Below are 15,870 nucleotides of genomic sequence, written 5' to 3'. Positions count from 1 at the left end.
TCTTGAGACCACAGGTTCGCGCGCGCGGACGCGCGCTAGGCCTGACGTCGTCGCGTCAGATCAGGCGATGGGAGGACGGTAGAGAAGGGGCGGCGCCGCGCTGTACAGGCTGACCACGATCTCGGGCGCGCAGGCGGAGATCGGCTGAAGCGGCTTGGCGACGACGGGCAGATCGGCCGGCAGCGCACTCACGCACATCATCGCGCAGCACGGGCCCACTGTCCCCTTGCCGTCATGATGATGCGGAGCAGGAGCGTCCTGCGCCGCGGTCTGGGGATGCGCATGCGGTCCGGCGTGGTCATGCGAGGCGCCGCCATGCATGTGGCCGGCCTGCATCTGATGATGCACCGGCACGAGATCGGCGAGGAGCGCGTCATCGAGACACGGCGCCGGACCGTTGCCCCAGGCAAGGCTTGCGGCCGGCGCGAGCACGCAGAACAGATAGGCGAGGGCGATGATTCGCCCCACCCTGATCCGCATCGATCGTGTCAATCGCAACAGCATTCCGCCGATAGGCTCCTCGCGCGGCAGTCTTGCACACGCAGATTGCAAACTAATGGCAAAACGCGCATCCGCCAAGCATCTTCTTACCGCAGTGCACCGCGCATGCCCAATATCACGCCACGAAGCTTGACCGTGTTCCGATCCGCGGGCCATGGTCCGGCCCGTGCACGCCCCAAATCATCCCGGACACACCTCAGACTCATTCAGCCCTGATTCCCGTCAGGCCTGGGTGCGGCTTGTCATTGCGCTTCTGATCGGATCGATCGGAGGCGTCGGCATGTGGGCGATCGTGGTCATGATTCCCGCGGTCCAGGCCGAATTCGCCGCCACGCGCGGCGCGGTGTCGCTGGCTTTCACCCTCATGATGTTCGGCTTCGGGCTTGGCGGCGTGATCGCCGGCAAGATCACCGACCGGTTCGGCATCGTGCCGGCGATGGCGATCAGCATCGCCTTTCTCGGCGTCGCCAATGTGCTCGCGGGCCTGTCTGGCCAGCTCTGGCAGTTCGTGGCGGCGTATTTCCTGATCGGGCTCGGCACCTCGGCGACCTTCGCGCCGCTGATGGCGGAGGCCTCGCACTGGTTCGAGCGCTATCGTGGCCTCGCCGTGACCATTGTCGCCAGCGGCAATTATTTCGCCGGCACGATGTGGCCTCCGATCGTGAGCTGGGGCATGCAGTCGATCGGCTGGCGCCACACCCATATCGGCATCGGCCTCGTCTGCGTGGGCCTGATGACGATCCTGGTGCTGGTGCTGCGCGCGCAGATGGGCCACGACCATGTCCGCGACCATGCCAATGCGCCGCCGCCGAGGGTCGATCTCAAGCTCTCGACCAACACGCTGACGGTGCTGCTCTCGATCGCCAGCATCTCGTGCTGCGTCGCCATGGCGATGCCGCAGGTGCATATCGTCGCCTATTGCGGCGATCTCGGTTATGGCGTGGCGAGGGGCGCCGAGATGCTGTCTTTGATGATGGCCTGCGGCATCGTCAGCCGCATCGGCTCGGGCTTCCTCGCCGACAAGATCGGCGGCGTCCGCACGCTGCTGGTCGGGTCGCTGGCGCAGGGCTTTGCGCTGGTGTTCTACCTGTTCTTCGACAGCCTCGCCTCGCTCTACCTGATCTCCGCGATGTTCGGCCTGTTCCAGGGCGGCATCGTGCCGAGTTACGCCATCATCGTGCGCGAGGCGATGCCGGCCAGCCAGGCGGCGACGCGCGTCGGCATCGTGATCTTCGCCTCGGTGTTCGGCATGTCCTTCGGCGGCTGGGTGTCGGGCGTCATCTTCGATGCCACCGGCTCGTATGCCGCGGCATTCGCGAATGGCGTGGCCTGGAACGCCGTCAATATCGCCATCGTCGTGCTGCTGCTGATCCGCTCGCGGATGGGTTCGGTCAAGACCGGTTTTGCGACTTAAACTGCTTGTCCCGCCTTTAGGAGCGAGCAGCCGGTGATCTTGTAGCTGCCGTCCGCCTGTTGCTCGAGCGTGTACAGAGCTTCCCAGGCTTCGCCATTGGCATCGACGATGTGGACGCGCTGCGCGATCCAGTTACCCTCGTTCTTGCTCTCGCCAAATTCAAAACTCTTGTGACGATAGACAGGGGCGTAGCCGTTCTGCACCATGGACATGAAGATGTCGGGGGCGGGGAAAATCTCCTTGATCGCCGGCGCGGCATAGGAATAGGCGGCCGTGGCATCGTCGCGCGCAAAAGCCTGTTCCTGGGCGCGGATGACGCCTTGCGCGGCGGTGACATCGTCGGCGAATGCTGAGACGGAGCTGAAGATAATACCGAGAGCGACGAGCAAGGCGGCAATGCGCATGACAGGCTCCGCGTTCAAATTCCGGCGATGCTGATCCTAGCACGACCCTGGCAAGATACGGACGCGCTATCGCTTCCGTTTCACCGCCGACTTCGCGGGCTTGGCGCTGCGCGCCTTGGGCTTGCCGGCCGGCTGCACCCGCAGCCCGTCCACGAATACGTCGAGCATGCGCAGCACCGAGGATTGCCAGCCGGGCTGGTCGTGCATGTAGCACATGCCGATCAGAGCCCTGAGCAGGTCTTCCGGGCTGACATCGGCGCGCATCTCGCCGGCCGCGACCGCGCGGTCGAGCAGCGAGCCGATCGCCTTGGTCAGCCGGTCCATCGAGAAGGCCGCGAGTTCCGACGAACTCTGGAACGTCAGCGCCAGCGCCGCCGACATGCCTTTTTTGGTGGCCACGAATTCGACGCCGGAACGTAGCCAGCGGCGCAGCGCTTCGACCGGGTCCTTCGCAATCTTCAATTGCTCGGCGAGCTCGCTGAGCTGCTCGACCTCGCGCCGGTACACCGCCTCGAACAGATCCTCGCGCGTCGGGAAATGCCGATAGAGCGTGCCGATGCCGACGCCGGCACGCTTTGCCACCGCCTCCAGGCTCGCTTCCGGACCTCCCGCGTTGAACACGGCCTTGGCCGCCTCGAGCACGCGTTCGCGATTGCGCACGGCATCGGCGCGGGGCTTTCGGGTCTGGTCGGTGTGGTCGTCCATGCCGGCAATGTAGATCACGAATAGGTTAGATTGAACCCTTGCAGGGCTGCATCGCGTTGGTGGCGCATGGGCTTTTGACGATTTCCAAATATTTTTCCGCGGCCCTTGTTAAGCGGAGGGTGCCTCCGTATCTTCGCTGGGATGTTGGCCGGCTTCCGCCTGGCCAGCGCAGGTCGACGGCGGTCACGGCGGTGGCGCGCTGCGCGATCACTCATGTCCATATCTGATCGGAGCCTTGTATGAACCACTCCATCAGCCTCACCGTGAACGGTGCGCGGCGCGACTTCGTCCTCGACGATCCGCGCGTCACGCTGCTCGATCTCCTGCGTGAGCGCCTCCATCTGACCGGAACCAAGAAGGGATGCGACCGCGGCCAGTGCGGCGCCTGCACCATTCTCGTCGACGGCAAGCGCATCAATTCCTGCCTCGCGCTCGCCATCAGCCATGACGGCGCCGACATCCTCACCATCGAAGGCGTCGCGCGCGGCGACCAGCTTCACCCGGTGCAGGCCGCCTTCATCGCTCGTGACGGATTCCAGTGCGGCTTCTGCACGCCCGGCCAGATCATGAGCGCGATCGGCATGATGCGCGAGGCCCAGGCCGGCGACGATCCCGAACGCATCCGCGAATGCATGAGCGGCAATCTCTGCCGCTGCGGCGCCTATGCCGGCATCGTCGATGCGGTGCGCGAGGCGCAAGAACGCATGGACGAATCCAATCAGAGGCGCTCCGCATGAAACCGTTCGATTATGTCAGGCCGGCTACGGTTGCCGAGGCCGTTGCCGCCGCCGCCCAGCCGGGCGCGACCTATCTCGCCGCCGGCACCAATTTGCTCGATCTGATGAAGGGCGGTGTCAGCCGTCCGGATCGCCTGGTCGATGTCACGCATCTCGAGGGGCTCGACGGAATCGAGCATCTCGCCGACGGGTCGTTGCGCATCGGCGCGCTGGTCAGCAACGCCGATCTCGCGCACGATGCTGGCTTCGCAAGGTCCTATCCGGCGGTCGCCGAAGCGCTGCTCTCCGGCGCGTCGGCGCAACTGCGCAATGCCGCCACCGTCGGCGGCAATCTGCTGCAACGGACGCGCTGTGCGTATTTCTATGACACGGCGAGCCGCTGCAACAAGCGCGAGGCGGGCAGCGGCTGCGACGCCCGCGACGGCGAGAACCGCGCCCATGCCGTACTCGGCTGGAGCGAGAGCTGCATCGCCACGCATCCCTCGGACTTCTGCGTTCCCCTGGTCGCACTCGATGCCATCATCGAGATCGAGGGCAGGAACGGCCGTCGCGAGATCGGGCTGGACGAACTGCATCGCCTGCCCGGCGATACGCCTCAGCGCGAGTCCGCGCTCGAAGCTGGCGACCTGATCACGGCGGTGCGTCTGCCGCCCGCGGCACGCGACTTTGCGGCGCATGCGCGCTACCTCAAGGTTCGCGAGCGTACCTCTTACGCCTTTGCCGTCGTCTCGGCCGCCGCTGCGTTGCAGATTGAGAACGGTAAGATCAAGCAGGCGCGGATCGCGCTCGGCGGCGTTGCCGCAAAGCCCTGGCGTGCGCGCGCCGCGGAAGACGTTCTCAAGGGCGTCACGCCCACGGCCGACGCCTTCCAGGAAGCCGCCTGGCGCGCGCTCACCGACGCAAAACCGTCCGGCGACAACGCCTTCAAGATCGAGCTCGCCCGCCGCATCGTCGTGCGCGCGCTGACCCTCGCCGCCGCCGGTAGGCCGGCGCGCCTGCCGGCGCTGCCGGCCTCTCCCTTTGCCTCGACCTCCGGAGCCATCCATGCCTGAGCTGAATCTCACCAGCGCTCCCGCCAATCTGCGCCACGGCTCGAACATCGGCCAGCCGCTGACCCGGCGCGACGGCATCCTCAAGGTCAAGGGTCAGGCGACCTATGCCGCCGACAATCATCCGCCCGGCATGCTGTTTGCGGTGATGGCGGTCTCGAGCATTTCGCGCGGCCGCGTGACCTCGCTCGATGTCACGGCTGCCAAGCGCCATCCCGGCGTCGTCGACGTCATGACATCAGACCACAAGCCGCCGCTCGCGGTCGACCCGGAGATCAAGACCAACCCGTTCGTGTTCCGGATGGAGGTGCTGCAGAGCGACGAGGTTCGCTACGCCAACCAGCCGATCGCCGTCGTGATCGCCGAGACGCTGGAGGCGGCGACGGAAGGCGCGGTGCTGCTGGCGCCGCGTTACGAGACGCTGCCCGCGCTCGTCGGCCTCGATGCCGGCGAAAGTTACGTGCCGCCGGTCGTCGGCGTCGGCAATCCCACCGAAAATAACCGCGGCGACGTCGAGGCGGGCCTTGCCTCGGCCGAGAAGCAGATCGACGCGACGTACGAGACGCCGCCGCAATATCACAACGCGATGGAGCCGCATGCGATCGTGGCCAGCTGGGACGGGGACAATCTGTCGGTCGACATGCCGACCCAGGGCCTGATGCTGTCGCTCGGGCGCATCGCCGAACTGTTCGGCATTGCGCCTGACAAGATCCACATCCGCAGCCCGTTCCTTGGCGGCGGTTTCGGATCCAAGGGGCTGATGTCGGGCCCGCCGACCCTCGGCATCATGGCCGCCAAGCTCGTCGGCCGGCCCGTGAAGCTCGTGCTGCGCCGTGAGCAGATGTATGGCCCGGTCGGTCATCGTGCGCCGACGCGCCAGCGGCTGCGCATCGGGGCCGACGGCGAGGGGCGCCTGACCGCGCTCGATCATCATGCGAGGACCGTGTCGAGCACGTTCGACGATTTCTACGAACCCGCCGCCGATGCCTCGCACACGCTCTATGCGAGCCCCGCGATCCGCACCTCGCACGATGCCGTGCGCGTCAACACCGGCACGCCGCTGTTCATGCGCGCGCCCGGCGAGGCGACCGGTTCGATCGCGCTGGAAAGCGCGATCGACGAGATGGCCTGGGCCTGCGGCATCGATCCGCTCGCGTTCCGCCTGAGGAACTACGCCGAGGTCGAGCCGATCACGGGAAAGCCGTTCTCATCCAAGGCGCTGCGTGCCTGCTACGAGCAGGGCGCCGCGCGCTTCGGCTGGGCCAAGCGCTCGCTCCAGCCGCGGCAGATGCGCGACGATGCCGGTCTTCTGGTCGGCTGGGGCATGGGCACCGCGACCTTCCCGGCGCTGATGTTCCAGGCGGAAGCGCGCGCGGCGATCCGCCGTGACGGCACCGGTGCGATGGAGATCGGTGCGCACGACATGGGGCAGGGCGCCTGGACGGCACTCGCCCAGATCGCAGCCGACGGTCTCGGTCTCGATATCGACCGCGTCGAATTCAAGGCCGGCACGTCGGACCTGCCCGACGCCGGCATTGCCGGCGGCTCGGCGCACACGGCGACCGCGGGCGCTGCGATCCACAGCGCCGGCGCGGCCGTGATTGCAAAGCTCGCCGATCTCGCCACCAGTGACGAGCGCTCGCCGCTGTTCGGAGCGGGCAATGCCGGCGTGGTCGCGCGTGACGGAAAGCTGTTCCGGCGCGACGACGAGAGTCGCGGCGAGAGCTATGCCGAGATCCTCGCGCGTGCCGGTGTCGCGGAGGTCGAGGCGCGCGGCACCGGCGCGCCGAATCCCGCGGCGATGGAGGAGTATGCGATGCACGCCCATGGCGCGGTGTTCGCGGAGGTGAAGGTCGATCCCGAGCTCGGCCAGGTTCGCGTCACGCGCATGGTCGGCGCCTTCGCCGCGGGGCGCATCGTCAATCCGCATCTGGTGAAGAGCCAGCTGTTCGGCGGCATGATCTGGGGCATGTCCTTTGCGCTGCACGAGGAGGCCATCACCGACCGTCGCAGCGGCCGGATCCTGAACGCCAATCTCGGCGAGTACCACATCCCCGTGAATGCCGACGTGCCGCCGCTCGACGTGATCACGGTCGAGGAGCACGACCCGCATGTGAATGCGCTCGGCATCAAGGGCGTCGGCGAGATCGGCATCACCGGCAGCGCCGGCGCAGTCGCCAACGCGGTCTGGCACGCGACCGGCGTGCGGGTGCGGCGTTTTCCGATCCGGATCGAGCAATTGCTGACGCAGTCTTGAACGCTGCGGCGATATCAAATGAGAGTCGCGCGGAGAAGGCCGCGCGGCCAGCGACCCGCGTCGCAGCGTCAGTTCATCTTCCGCCGGAGGGCCTTGATCGCCTCTCGCTGCGTCTCGATGTATTGTGCGATGGCCTCGCGCAGCTCGCGCGAGTGGAGCTTGTCGGCATCGCGCCGAACTTCGTCGAGCGCGACTTCTGCATTGGCGAGCGTGATCTTCATCGGCGGGCCCTGTTACGAAGCGGCCCCGGAGCGCCTAGGAGTCCGGGGCCATAACCTCAGCACCTTTGCGCCAGGCTGCTCGGCTACGGCGGTTCGGCTCGCTGAAATTGAGATGGCTCAAACTCCGTAAGATACCGGGCCGTCCGTAACATTCCGGTGGATCTTGATGTGCGTCAAAATGTCGGCGGCGTGCAGGCCGAGATCACTTCGCACGGCTTGCCGCCGACACAGCGGAAGCGATGCGGGCGGCGGCTCTCGAAATAATAGGCATCGCCGGGATTGAGGATGCGGCGCTCGTCCTCGACGGTGACTTCGAGCTTGCCCGAGATCACGATGCCGCCTTCCTCGCCGTCATGGACGAGATGCACGCGCCCGGTGTCGCTGCCGGGCTCGTAGCGCTCCTTCAAAATCTGGAGGCTGCGGCCGAACAGATTGTCGCCGACTTGCCGATACGAGATCGGCTTCTTGCCGACCTCGGTCAGCTCTTCGGCGCGATAGAAGATCTTGCGCCGGCTCTCCGGCTCCAGTGCGAAGAACTCGGCGAGCCCCATCGGGATGCCGTCGAGGATGCGCTTGAGCGCGCCGACGGACGGGTTCATCTGGTTGGATTCGATCAGCGAAATCGTCGAATTGGTGACGCCGGCGCGCTTGGCAAGCTCGCGCTGCGACAGCTTCTGGCGCGCCCGGATGAATCGCAGCCGTCCACCGATGTCGACGCTCATGCCCCTGGTCCCTGTTGCAGGTGTTGCGGATCGCGCAAATATGGACCAGCGGCCCCAGTAAAATCAATGGCTTGCAGCTCACCAGAAAAGGACTTGTTGCGCCTTGGAAGCCGTGCCTCTGCTAGCAGGTCAGCAAAGGAGCGCGGCCGTGACCCTTCATCAGATTCCGAACACCATCAAGACCGACTCGTTCTGGATGCCGTTCACGGCCAACCGGCAGTTCAAGAAGGCGCCGCGCCTGTTCTCCTCGGCCGAGGGCATGCACTACACCACCGTCGACGGCCGCAAGGTGATCGACGGTTCCGCCGGCCTCTGGTGCGTCAATGCCGGCCACGGCCGCAAGCAGATCGCCGCCGCGGTCGAGCGGCAGCTGATGACGCTGGACTTCGCGCCCACGTTCCAGATGGGCCATCCGCTGGCGTTCGACTTTGCCGAGCGGCTCGCCGAGATCGCGCCGAAGGGCCTCGACCGGATCTTCTTCACCAACTCCGGCTCCGAGTCGGTGGACACCGCGCTCAAGATCGCGCTCGCCTATCATCGCGCCAACGGCCAGGCGAGCCGCACCCGCCTGATCGGCCGCGAGCGCGGCTATCACGGCGTCGGCTTCGGCGGCACGTCGGTCGGCGGCATGGTCGCCAACCGCCGCGCTTTCGCGACCCTGCTGCCGGGCGTCGACCACATCCGCCACACCCATGATCTCAGCCGCAACGCCTTCGCCAAGGACCAGCCCGAGCATGGTGCCGAGCTCGCCGACGATCTCGAGCGCCTGGTGGCCTTGCACGGCGCCGAGACGATCGCCGCCGTCATCGTCGAGCCGGTGCCGGGTTCGACCGCAGTGCTGCCGCCGCCGAAGGGCTATCTCCAGCGCCTGCGCGAGATCTGCGACAAGCACGGCATTCTCCTGATCTTCGACGAGGTCATCACCGGTTTCGGCCGCCTCGGCACGCCGTTCGCCGCCAACTTCTTCGGCGTCACGCCGGACCTGATGACCACGGCCAAGGGCATCACCAACGGCACCATTCCCTGCGGCGCGGTGTTCGCCAGCCGCAAGATTCACGACGGCATGATGGTCGGCCCCGAGAACCAGATGGAGCTGTTCCACGGCTACACCTACTCCGCGCATCCGACCGCCTGCGCCGCGGGTATCGCGACGCTCGACATCTACAAGGACGAGGGCCTGCTCACGCGCGGTGCTTCGATCGCCGAATACTGGCGCGATGCGCTGCATTCGCTGAAGGGCCTGCCCAACGTCGTCGACATCCGCAATTGCGGCCTGATGGGCGCGGTCGAGCTGTCGTCGCGTGACGGCACGGTCGGCGCGCGCGGCTACGACGTGATGGTCGACTGCTTCAATCGCGGCCTGTACTTCCGTATGAGCGGCGACTCCTTCGCGCTGTCGCCGCCGCTCATCGTCGAGAAGAGCCACATCGACGACATCGTGTCGATTCTGGGCGACGCCATCAAGCGGGTGGCCTGATAATTGCTCTCGCCGTTGCGAGTTGTTTCCTTGCAGCGGCGAGCGTGATGCCGCGGGAGTTTGACCAAGCGTGAAAGTTCTGATCCTCGGCAGCGGTGTCATCGGTGTCACCTCTGCCTACTACCTCGCCCGTGCCGGCCACGAAGTGACGGTCGTCGACCGGCAGCCCGAGCCGGCACTGGAGACATCCTTCGCCAATGCCGGCGAGGTGTCGCCCGGCTATTCCTCGCCCTGGGCCGGGCCCGGGGTGCCGGTGAAGGCGGTCAAGTGGCTCTTGATGAAGCACGGTCCGCTGGTGATCCGGCCGAAGCTCGATCCCGTGATGTGGGTCTGGCTGCTCAAGATGCTGCGCAACTGCACCAGCGCGCGCTACGCGGTCAACAAGAGCCGGATGATCCCGATCGCGGAATACAGCCGCGATTGCCTGCGCGACCTGCGCCGCGACATCGGAATTCAATATGACGAGCGCTCGCAGGGCACGCTCCAGCTGTTCCGCTACCAGGCGCAGCTCGACGGCACCGGCGAAGACATCGCCGTGCTCAAGCAATATGGCGTGCCCTTTGAGGTGCTGGGCCGCGAGGGCTGCATCGCGGTCGAGCCGGCGCTCGCCGGCGTGAAGGAGAAGTTCGCCGGCGGACTTCGCCTGCCGCAGGACGAGACCGGCGACTGCCACATGTTCACGCAGGCGCTGGCCAAGCACGCCCAGGCGCTCGGCGTGCGCTTCATGTTCAACACCGGCATCGACCGCATCGTCACGGACGGTGCGCGCGTCAGCGGCGTCGCGACCAGCGCCGGCCTGTTGCAGGCCGACGCCTACGTCCTCGCGCTCGGAAGCTGGTCGTCGCGGCTCGCTGCGCCGCTCGGCATCTCGCTGCCGGTCTATCCGGTGAAGGGCTATTCGATCACGGTGCCGATCAAGGACGCCTCCGGCGCGCCGGAATCGACCGTGATGGACGAGAGCTACAAGGTCGCGATCACGCGCCTCGGCAATCGCATCCGTGTCGGCGGCACCGCCGAAATCTCGGGCTATTCGAGCAAGCTCTATGATGCGCGCCGCGCCACCCTCGATCACTCCTTGACCGAACTATTCCCGCGCGGCGGCGATCTCTCGAAAGCGACGTTCTGGAGCGGCCTGCGCCCGATGACGCCGGACGGCCCGCCGGTGATCGGCCCGACCCAATACGCCAACCTCCACCTCAACACCGGCCACGGCACGCTCGGCTGGACCATGTCCTGCGGCTCGGGGCGGGTGCTCGCGGACATGCTGTCGGGCAAGAAGCCGGACATCGACGTCAGCGCGCTGACGGTGGATCGGTACGCACACCGGTTTGGCTAAGACTCTATCCCCTCGTCATTGCGAGGAGCCCTTGCGACGAAGCAATCCAGAATGCCTCCGCGGTGAGACTCTGGATTGCTTCGCTTCGCTCGCAATGACGGTGTGGAGGCAGCGCGCACTCATTCTATTCCCGTCACCCTGAGGCGCGAGCTGCGCGGCGCAACGCGCCGTGCGGCGAGCCCCGAAGGGCGACGGCCCGGCTGCATCGGGGCCGTGCATCCTTCGAGGCTCCCCATGTGGCGCGTCGCGCCTCATGGCTCGCACCTCAGGATGACGGGTCGGAGAGTGTTTCCGTGGAAGGAGGGCTTACCCCGCGCCCGTCACGCAATTCACCCACAGCACCACCGCCTTCGCATCCTGCGCCGGATTGGAAAACCGGTGCGGCCTGCGGCTCGCGAACCGAAAGCTGTCGCCGGTCTTCAGCGACCACGTCTCGCTGTCCACCGTCAACATCATCTCGCCTTCGAGCACGAGGCCGGCTTCCTCGCCATCATGGGTGTAGAGTTCGTCGCCCGCGGAGCCGCCGGGATCGATATGCACCAGGAACAGGTTGAGCCGGTTGTCGCTGCCCGCGGCGCTCAGCAATTGCTTCGAAATTCCGCTGCGCCAGAGTTTCAGTTCCGGCCGCTGAAGTCCGCGCGTCACCACCTGGTCGGACGCTCCGTCGGCGCTCGGGCTTGCGCCGAACAGCGCGGCGATGCCGACGCCGAGGACGTCGGAGAGTGTTGCCAGCACGCGCAGCGACGGCGACGACAGGCCGCGCTCGATCTGGCTGAGGAAGCCGATCGACAGGCCGGTGCGCGCCGCGACGGTCTCGAGCGAGAATTGCCTGACGCGCCTGATATCGCGGATGCGGCGGCCGACCGCGACATCCATCGCGGGCTCGGCCGGCTGGGTGACGGCCTTGGCCGGCACCTTCTTGGCCTTCAGCTTCCTGGCCGGCTTTGCGGCGGCCGGTTTGCGCATTCTTTTGCCACCGCTCACGTCAAACCGCTTCCTTCATGTGCATGAAAACCGCTTGCATCATCTGCGAAAGTGTGACCAAATTTTCATATTGGTGAAAATAGGCCGAAACGGCTTGGCCCGCAACGTCTGCGATCAAGACGTCTGCGAGCGCCGCCATCGGCCGGACCCAAAGGGGGATGCGATGGCGTTGAAGCGTTTTGGTCTGGCCGCGGTCGCGGCGCTCGCGATGGCAGCGGTGATGCCGGCTTCGGCGCAGCAGGTGCTGAAGGTCGGCTCGACGCCGACAGGCATTCCCTTCACCTTCCTCGACACCAAGACCAACACCATCCAGGGCATCATGGTCGACATCGTCACCGAGATCGGCAAGGACGCCGGCCTCAGCGTGCAGATCGAGCCGATGGCGTTCTCAGCGCTGATCCCGTCGCTGACCTCGAGCAAGATCGACATCATTGCGGCTGCGATGTTCATCACGGCACCGCGCAAGGAGGTCATCGACTTCTCCGATCCGATCTACACCTACGGCGAAGGCCTGGTGGTCCCGAAGAGCGACACCAAGGCCTATGCCACGCAGGATGATCTGAAGGGCGAGACGGTCGGCGCCCAGGTCGGCACCGCCTTCGTCGATGCGCTGAAGAAGTCCGGGCTGTTCGCCGACGTCAAGGCCTACGACACCATCCCGGACATCCTGCGCGACGTGAACACCGGTCGCCTCAAGGCCGGCTACGCCGACTATCCGATCCTCGCCTACAATCTGAAGCAGGGCGGCTTCCCCGAGGTGCGTCTCGTCGACGGCTACAAGCCCGTCACCGTCGGCTCGGTCGGCATCGGCGTGCGCAAGGGCGAGACCGCGCTGCTCGGCAAGATCAACGCCTCGCTGGCGAAGCTGAGGGCCAACGGCACCATCGACAAGATCCTCGAGAAGTGGGGTCAGAAGGCTCAGGGCTGATCGTTAGACGCTGATCGAAGGCTGCCCGATGAAAGGCTTTTGGCACGACGCTGCCGAGTTCTTCCCGATCCTGATGAGCGGCGTCGCGCTGACGATCATCGTCACCATCGGCTCGCTGCTGCTCTCGACGGTGCTGGGTCTGATCTGGGCGATGATGCGGGTCTCCGGCATCAAGGTGCTGTCGATGCTCAGCGCCAGCCTGATCAACGTGATCCGGGGTATCCCGATCATCGTGCTCTTGTTCTACCTCTATTTCGTGATGCCGGATCTCGGTGTCACGCTGTCGGCCTTGCAGGCCGCGATCCTCGGGCTCGGCATCGCCTATTCGGCCTACCAGGCCGAGAATTTCCGCGCCGGCATCGAGGCGATCGACAAGGGCCAGATCGAGGCGGCGCAGTCGATCGGCATGGGCTGGTGGCTGACGATGCGCCGCGTGGTGCTGCCGCAGGCGGTGCGCATCGTACTGCCTCCTTACGGCAACGTCATGATCATGATGCTGAAGGATTCCTCGCAAGCCTCCACGATCACGGTCGCTGAGCTCGCGCTCCAGGGCAAGCTGATTGCGTCCTCGACCTTCAAGAACACCAATGTGTTCACGCTGGTCGCGCTGATGTACCTCACCATGAGCATTCCGCTGATCCTGCTGGTCCGTCACTTCGAGAAGCGGGCGGGCAAGAAATGATCGAGCTCACTGACGTTCACAAGAGCTTTGGCCAGAACGAGGTGCTCAAGGGCATCACGGCCTCCGTGCAGAAGGGCGAGGTGGTCTGCATCGTCGGCCCCTCCGGTTCCGGCAAGTCGACCATTTTGCGTTGCATCAACGGGCTGGAAAGCTACGACCGCGGCGAGATCAGCGTCGAAGGATTGAAGGTCGACCACGATGCGCCGTCGATCGTGAAAGTGCGCACCCAGGTCTCGATGGTGTTCCAGCGCTTCAACCTGTTTCCGCATCGCACGGTGCTGGAGAACGTGGTCGAGGGGCCGCTCTATGTGAAGAAGGAGCCGCGTGCGCAGGTGCTCGAGCGCGGCCGCGTGCTGCTTGCCCAGGTCGGCCTCGCTGAGAAAGCCGACGCGCACCCGCCGCAGCTGTCCGGCGGCCAGCAGCAGCGCGTCGCAATCGCTCGCGCGCTCGCGATGCAGCCCAAGGCCATCCTGTTCGACGAGCCGACCTCGGCTCTCGATCCCGAGCTCGTCGGCGATGTCCTCGGCGTGATGCGCAAGCTCGCCGACGACGGCATGACCATGGTCGTCGTCACCCACGAGATGGGTTTTGCGCGCGACGTCGCCGACCGCGTGCTGTTCATCGACGGCGGCGTCATCGTCGAGCAGGGGCCGGCCAAATCGGTGCTCAACCAACCTCAGCACCCGCGCACGCAGGATTTCCTGCGCCGCGTGCTGCATCCGCTCTGATCGGTCTTCGCCATGACTGCGCGCCTGCCTCTGCCGCCCTCGCTCTATGCCGACACCGCCGTGGCGCCGGTCGCGACGCCGCAGCTTGACGTCGACAAGACCGTCTCCGTCGCGATTATCGGCGGCGGCTACACCGGCCTGTCCACCGCGCTGCATCTGGCAGAGCAGGGCGCCGAGGCCTTGGTGCTGGAGGCGCAGGAGCCGGGCTGGGGCGCGTCCGGCAACAACGGCGGCCACACCAATCCCGGCTTGAAGCACGACCCCGATCAGATCGAGGCCGATTTCGGCACTGAACTCGGCCGCCGCATGATCGAGTTCTCGTACGGCACCACCAATTTTACCCACGAACTGATCCGTCGCTACCAGATCCCGTGCGAGGCGCGGCAGAACGGAACGCTACGTGCGGCCTATAACGAGGCCAGTGCCGCTGCGATCGAGAAGACCGCGCAGCAATGCATCCGCCGCGGCATGCCGGTGACATATCTGAACCGCGAGCAGCTGCGCGAGATGACCGGCACAGACCGCTATATCGGCGCCATGCTGGACACGCGCGGGGGCGACCTGCATCCCCTCAGCTACGCTCGCGGTCTCGCGCGCGCCGCGATTTCGGCGGGCGCGAAGGTGCATGGCGAGACGCCGGCGCTGTCGCTGCGCCGCGACGGCGCGCATTGGCGCATCGAGACGCCGCGCGCGGTGGTGCATGCCGACAAGGTCCTGCTCGCCACCAACGGCTTCACCGATGATCTCTGGCCGGCGCTTCGCCGCACCATCGTGCCGGTGTTTTCCTCGATCGTCGCCTCGGCGCCGCTGTCCGACGAGGTTGCCCGTTCGATCATGCCGACGCGCCCCGTGCTCTACGAGAGCGGCCACATCACGGTCTATTACCGCATCGACCAGCAGAACCGCCTCTTGATGGGCGGCCGCGGCCCGATGCGCTGGATCAACTCGCCGTCGGATGTCGCCTATCTCATCCGGTACGCCGAACGGCTCTGGCCGCAACTCAAAGGCGTCGCCTGGACCCATGGCTGGAATAGCCGGCTCGCGATCACCACGGACCACTATCCGCATGTGCATGAGCCCGCCGAAAGTATCCTGATCTCGCTCGGCTGCAACGGCCGCGGCGTCGCGCTCTCGACCGCGATGGGCGCGCAGCTTGCCCGCCGCCTGATCGGCGGCGCCAAGGCCGAGATCGACATGCCCGTCACCGGCATCAAGCCGATCCCGATGCATGCATTCTGGCCGGTGGGGGTGACGACGGCGGTCATCACAGGGCGGGTGCGGGACCGTCTCGGCATATGAAGAAGGCGCCGCCTTGTCAGGGGCGGCGCCTTGCAGGAACTGCAGATCGCGTCAGCAGCGGCCCTGCTTCCACAGTCCGGGCGGGCATCCGTAACCGCGCCAGCCGACCTTGCGTCCATGCGACCATCCGGGCGGTGTGCCATGGTGATGATGGCCCATCGCGTGGCCATAACCGTGCCCGTGGCCATGCCCGCCCTTGGCCAGGGCAGGGCTGGTAAATGTGAGGCCGGCCGCAATAATCAGCGATGCGGCGAGCGCAAGTTTCTTCATCATGTCCTCCACTGGGGCGAGCGCACTTGTCCATTCAATGAACGGACGGTGCGCAGGTAAGTTCCCTGCAAATGTGGAGGAGTCGTGACGCACGCGGAGATGCGCGATTGCGCATCGGCTCAACGCGTGCTGGCACACCCCGCTTGCGACGTGCCC

18 protein-coding genes are annotated in these 15,870 nt (G+C 66.1%); 10 read left to right on the top strand and 8 right to left on the bottom strand.

The window, feature by feature from the left end:
- Nucleotides 1-60 precede the first annotated feature (60 nt).
- Nucleotides 61-504: a hypothetical protein gene (locus tag XI08_RS08255; RefSeq protein WP_333927148.1), complete on the bottom strand. Its 444-nt coding sequence runs from the start codon at nucleotides 502-504 to the stop codon at nucleotides 61-63.
- A gap of 151 nt (nucleotides 505-655) precedes the next feature.
- Here XI08_RS08255 and XI08_RS08250 point away from each other — a divergent pair, with 151 nt between their 5' ends.
- Entirely contained in the window at nucleotides 656-1,915 is a 1,260-nt protein-coding gene (locus XI08_RS08250; protein ID WP_271574067.1) for an MFS transporter, read from the top strand.
- On the opposite strand, the gene XI08_RS08245 is transcribed toward XI08_RS08250, so the two are convergent.
- Complete coding sequence (locus tag XI08_RS08245; RefSeq protein WP_135176784.1) at nucleotides 1,912-2,319, bottom strand: DUF4864 domain-containing protein; 408 nt, start codon at nucleotides 2,317-2,319, stop codon at nucleotides 1,912-1,914. The genes XI08_RS08250 and XI08_RS08245 overlap by 4 nt on opposite strands.
- Nucleotides 2,320-2,385: 66 nt before the next feature.
- Entirely contained in the window at nucleotides 2,386-3,024 is a 639-nt protein-coding gene (locus XI08_RS08240) for a TetR/AcrR family transcriptional regulator (RefSeq protein WP_271574093.1), read from the bottom strand.
- A 239-nt stretch (nucleotides 3,025-3,263) separates the two neighbouring features.
- On the opposite strand from XI08_RS08240, the gene XI08_RS08235 reads away from it, so the two are divergent.
- From XI08_RS08235 to XI08_RS08225, 3 genes are read left to right on the top strand one after another with little or no spacing between them, the layout of a single operon-like run.
- Nucleotides 3,264-3,761: a (2Fe-2S)-binding protein gene (locus tag XI08_RS08235; protein ID WP_271574066.1), complete on the top strand. Its 498-nt coding sequence runs from the start codon at nucleotides 3,264-3,266 to the stop codon at nucleotides 3,759-3,761.
- Complete coding sequence (locus XI08_RS08230; protein ID WP_271574065.1) at nucleotides 3,758-4,813, top strand: FAD binding domain-containing protein; 1,056 nt, start codon at nucleotides 3,758-3,760, stop codon at nucleotides 4,811-4,813. The genes XI08_RS08235 and XI08_RS08230 overlap by 4 nt, the downstream gene beginning before the upstream one ends.
- Complete coding sequence (locus XI08_RS08225; RefSeq protein WP_271574064.1) at nucleotides 4,806-7,067, top strand: xanthine dehydrogenase family protein molybdopterin-binding subunit; 2,262 nt, start codon at nucleotides 4,806-4,808, stop codon at nucleotides 7,065-7,067. Before XI08_RS08230 ends, XI08_RS08225 begins: the two co-directional genes overlap by 8 nt.
- A 68-nt stretch (nucleotides 7,068-7,135) precedes the next feature.
- On the opposite strand, the gene XI08_RS08220 is transcribed toward XI08_RS08225, so the two are convergent.
- Nucleotides 7,136-7,288, bottom strand: coding sequence for a hypothetical protein (locus XI08_RS08220; RefSeq protein ID WP_271574063.1), 153 nt, complete (start codon nucleotides 7,286-7,288; stop codon nucleotides 7,136-7,138).
- Between the two features lie 173 nt (nucleotides 7,289-7,461).
- Nucleotides 7,462-8,010 (bottom strand): cupin domain-containing protein, encoded by a 549-nt coding sequence (locus tag XI08_RS08215; RefSeq protein ID WP_011085008.1) that lies wholly within the window; start codon nucleotides 8,008-8,010, stop codon nucleotides 7,462-7,464.
- 148 nt (nucleotides 8,011-8,158) lie between these two features.
- Between XI08_RS08215 and XI08_RS08210 the strand changes: the two genes are divergently transcribed.
- The gene (locus XI08_RS08210) at nucleotides 8,159-9,487 is read left to right on the top strand and encodes an aspartate aminotransferase family protein (protein WP_271574062.1); all 1,329 of its coding nucleotides are present in this window, start codon (nucleotides 8,159-8,161) and stop codon (nucleotides 9,485-9,487) included.
- Between the two features lie 70 nt (nucleotides 9,488-9,557).
- Nucleotides 9,558-10,823, top strand: a complete 1,266-nt coding sequence (locus XI08_RS08205) for a D-amino acid dehydrogenase (protein WP_271574061.1) — start codon at nucleotides 9,558-9,560, stop codon at nucleotides 10,821-10,823.
- A 306-nt stretch (nucleotides 10,824-11,129) separates the two neighbouring features.
- Here XI08_RS08205 and XI08_RS08200 read toward each other — a convergent pair whose 3' ends face one another.
- Together XI08_RS08200 and XI08_RS08195 are read right to left on the bottom strand one after the other, a co-directional pair.
- On the bottom strand, nucleotides 11,130-11,789 hold the full coding sequence (locus tag XI08_RS08200; RefSeq protein ID WP_271574060.1) for a helix-turn-helix domain-containing protein: 660 nt from the start codon (nucleotides 11,787-11,789) through the stop codon (nucleotides 11,130-11,132).
- A gap of 19 nt (nucleotides 11,790-11,808) precedes the next feature.
- Nucleotides 11,809-11,946 carry a hypothetical protein gene (locus XI08_RS08195; RefSeq protein ID WP_271574059.1) on the bottom strand — a complete coding sequence of 46 codons (138 nt, stop codon included), beginning with the start codon at nucleotides 11,944-11,946 and terminating at the stop codon, nucleotides 11,809-11,811.
- Nucleotides 11,947-11,970: 24 nt separating this feature from the next.
- Here XI08_RS08195 and XI08_RS08190 point away from each other — a divergent pair, with 24 nt between their 5' ends.
- Genes XI08_RS08190 through XI08_RS08175 form a run of 4 tightly spaced genes read left to right on the top strand, consistent with a single transcriptional unit; the run spans nucleotide 11,971 to nucleotide 15,444 of the window.
- On the top strand, nucleotides 11,971-12,735 hold the full coding sequence (locus tag XI08_RS08190) for an ABC transporter substrate-binding protein (protein WP_271574058.1): 765 nt from the start codon (nucleotides 11,971-11,973) through the stop codon (nucleotides 12,733-12,735).
- A 28-nt stretch (nucleotides 12,736-12,763) separates the two neighbouring features.
- Nucleotides 12,764-13,417, top strand: coding sequence for an amino acid ABC transporter permease (locus XI08_RS08185; RefSeq protein WP_027549516.1), 654 nt, complete (start codon nucleotides 12,764-12,766; stop codon nucleotides 13,415-13,417).
- Complete coding sequence (locus XI08_RS08180) at nucleotides 13,414-14,145, top strand: amino acid ABC transporter ATP-binding protein (protein WP_271574057.1); 732 nt, start codon at nucleotides 13,414-13,416, stop codon at nucleotides 14,143-14,145. The genes XI08_RS08185 and XI08_RS08180 overlap by 4 nt, the downstream gene beginning before the upstream one ends.
- Before the next feature lie 12 nt (nucleotides 14,146-14,157).
- Entirely contained in the window at nucleotides 14,158-15,444 is a 1,287-nt protein-coding gene (locus XI08_RS08175) for an NAD(P)/FAD-dependent oxidoreductase (protein WP_271574056.1), read from the top strand.
- Between the two features lie 51 nt (nucleotides 15,445-15,495).
- Here XI08_RS08175 and XI08_RS08170 read toward each other — a convergent pair whose 3' ends face one another.
- The gene (locus XI08_RS08170) at nucleotides 15,496-15,714 is read right to left on the bottom strand and encodes a hypothetical protein (protein WP_271574055.1); all 219 of its coding nucleotides are present in this window, start codon (nucleotides 15,712-15,714) and stop codon (nucleotides 15,496-15,498) included.
- Nucleotides 15,715-15,870: the final 156 nt, after the last annotated feature.

Origin of the sequence: Bradyrhizobium sp. CCBAU 11361 (assembly GCF_028128935.1) — a bacterium.
In the GTDB taxonomy this organism is placed as follows: domain Bacteria; phylum Pseudomonadota; class Alphaproteobacteria; order Rhizobiales; family Xanthobacteraceae; genus Bradyrhizobium; species Bradyrhizobium niftali.
This window is presented reverse-complemented; position numbering and strand designations above follow the sequence as displayed.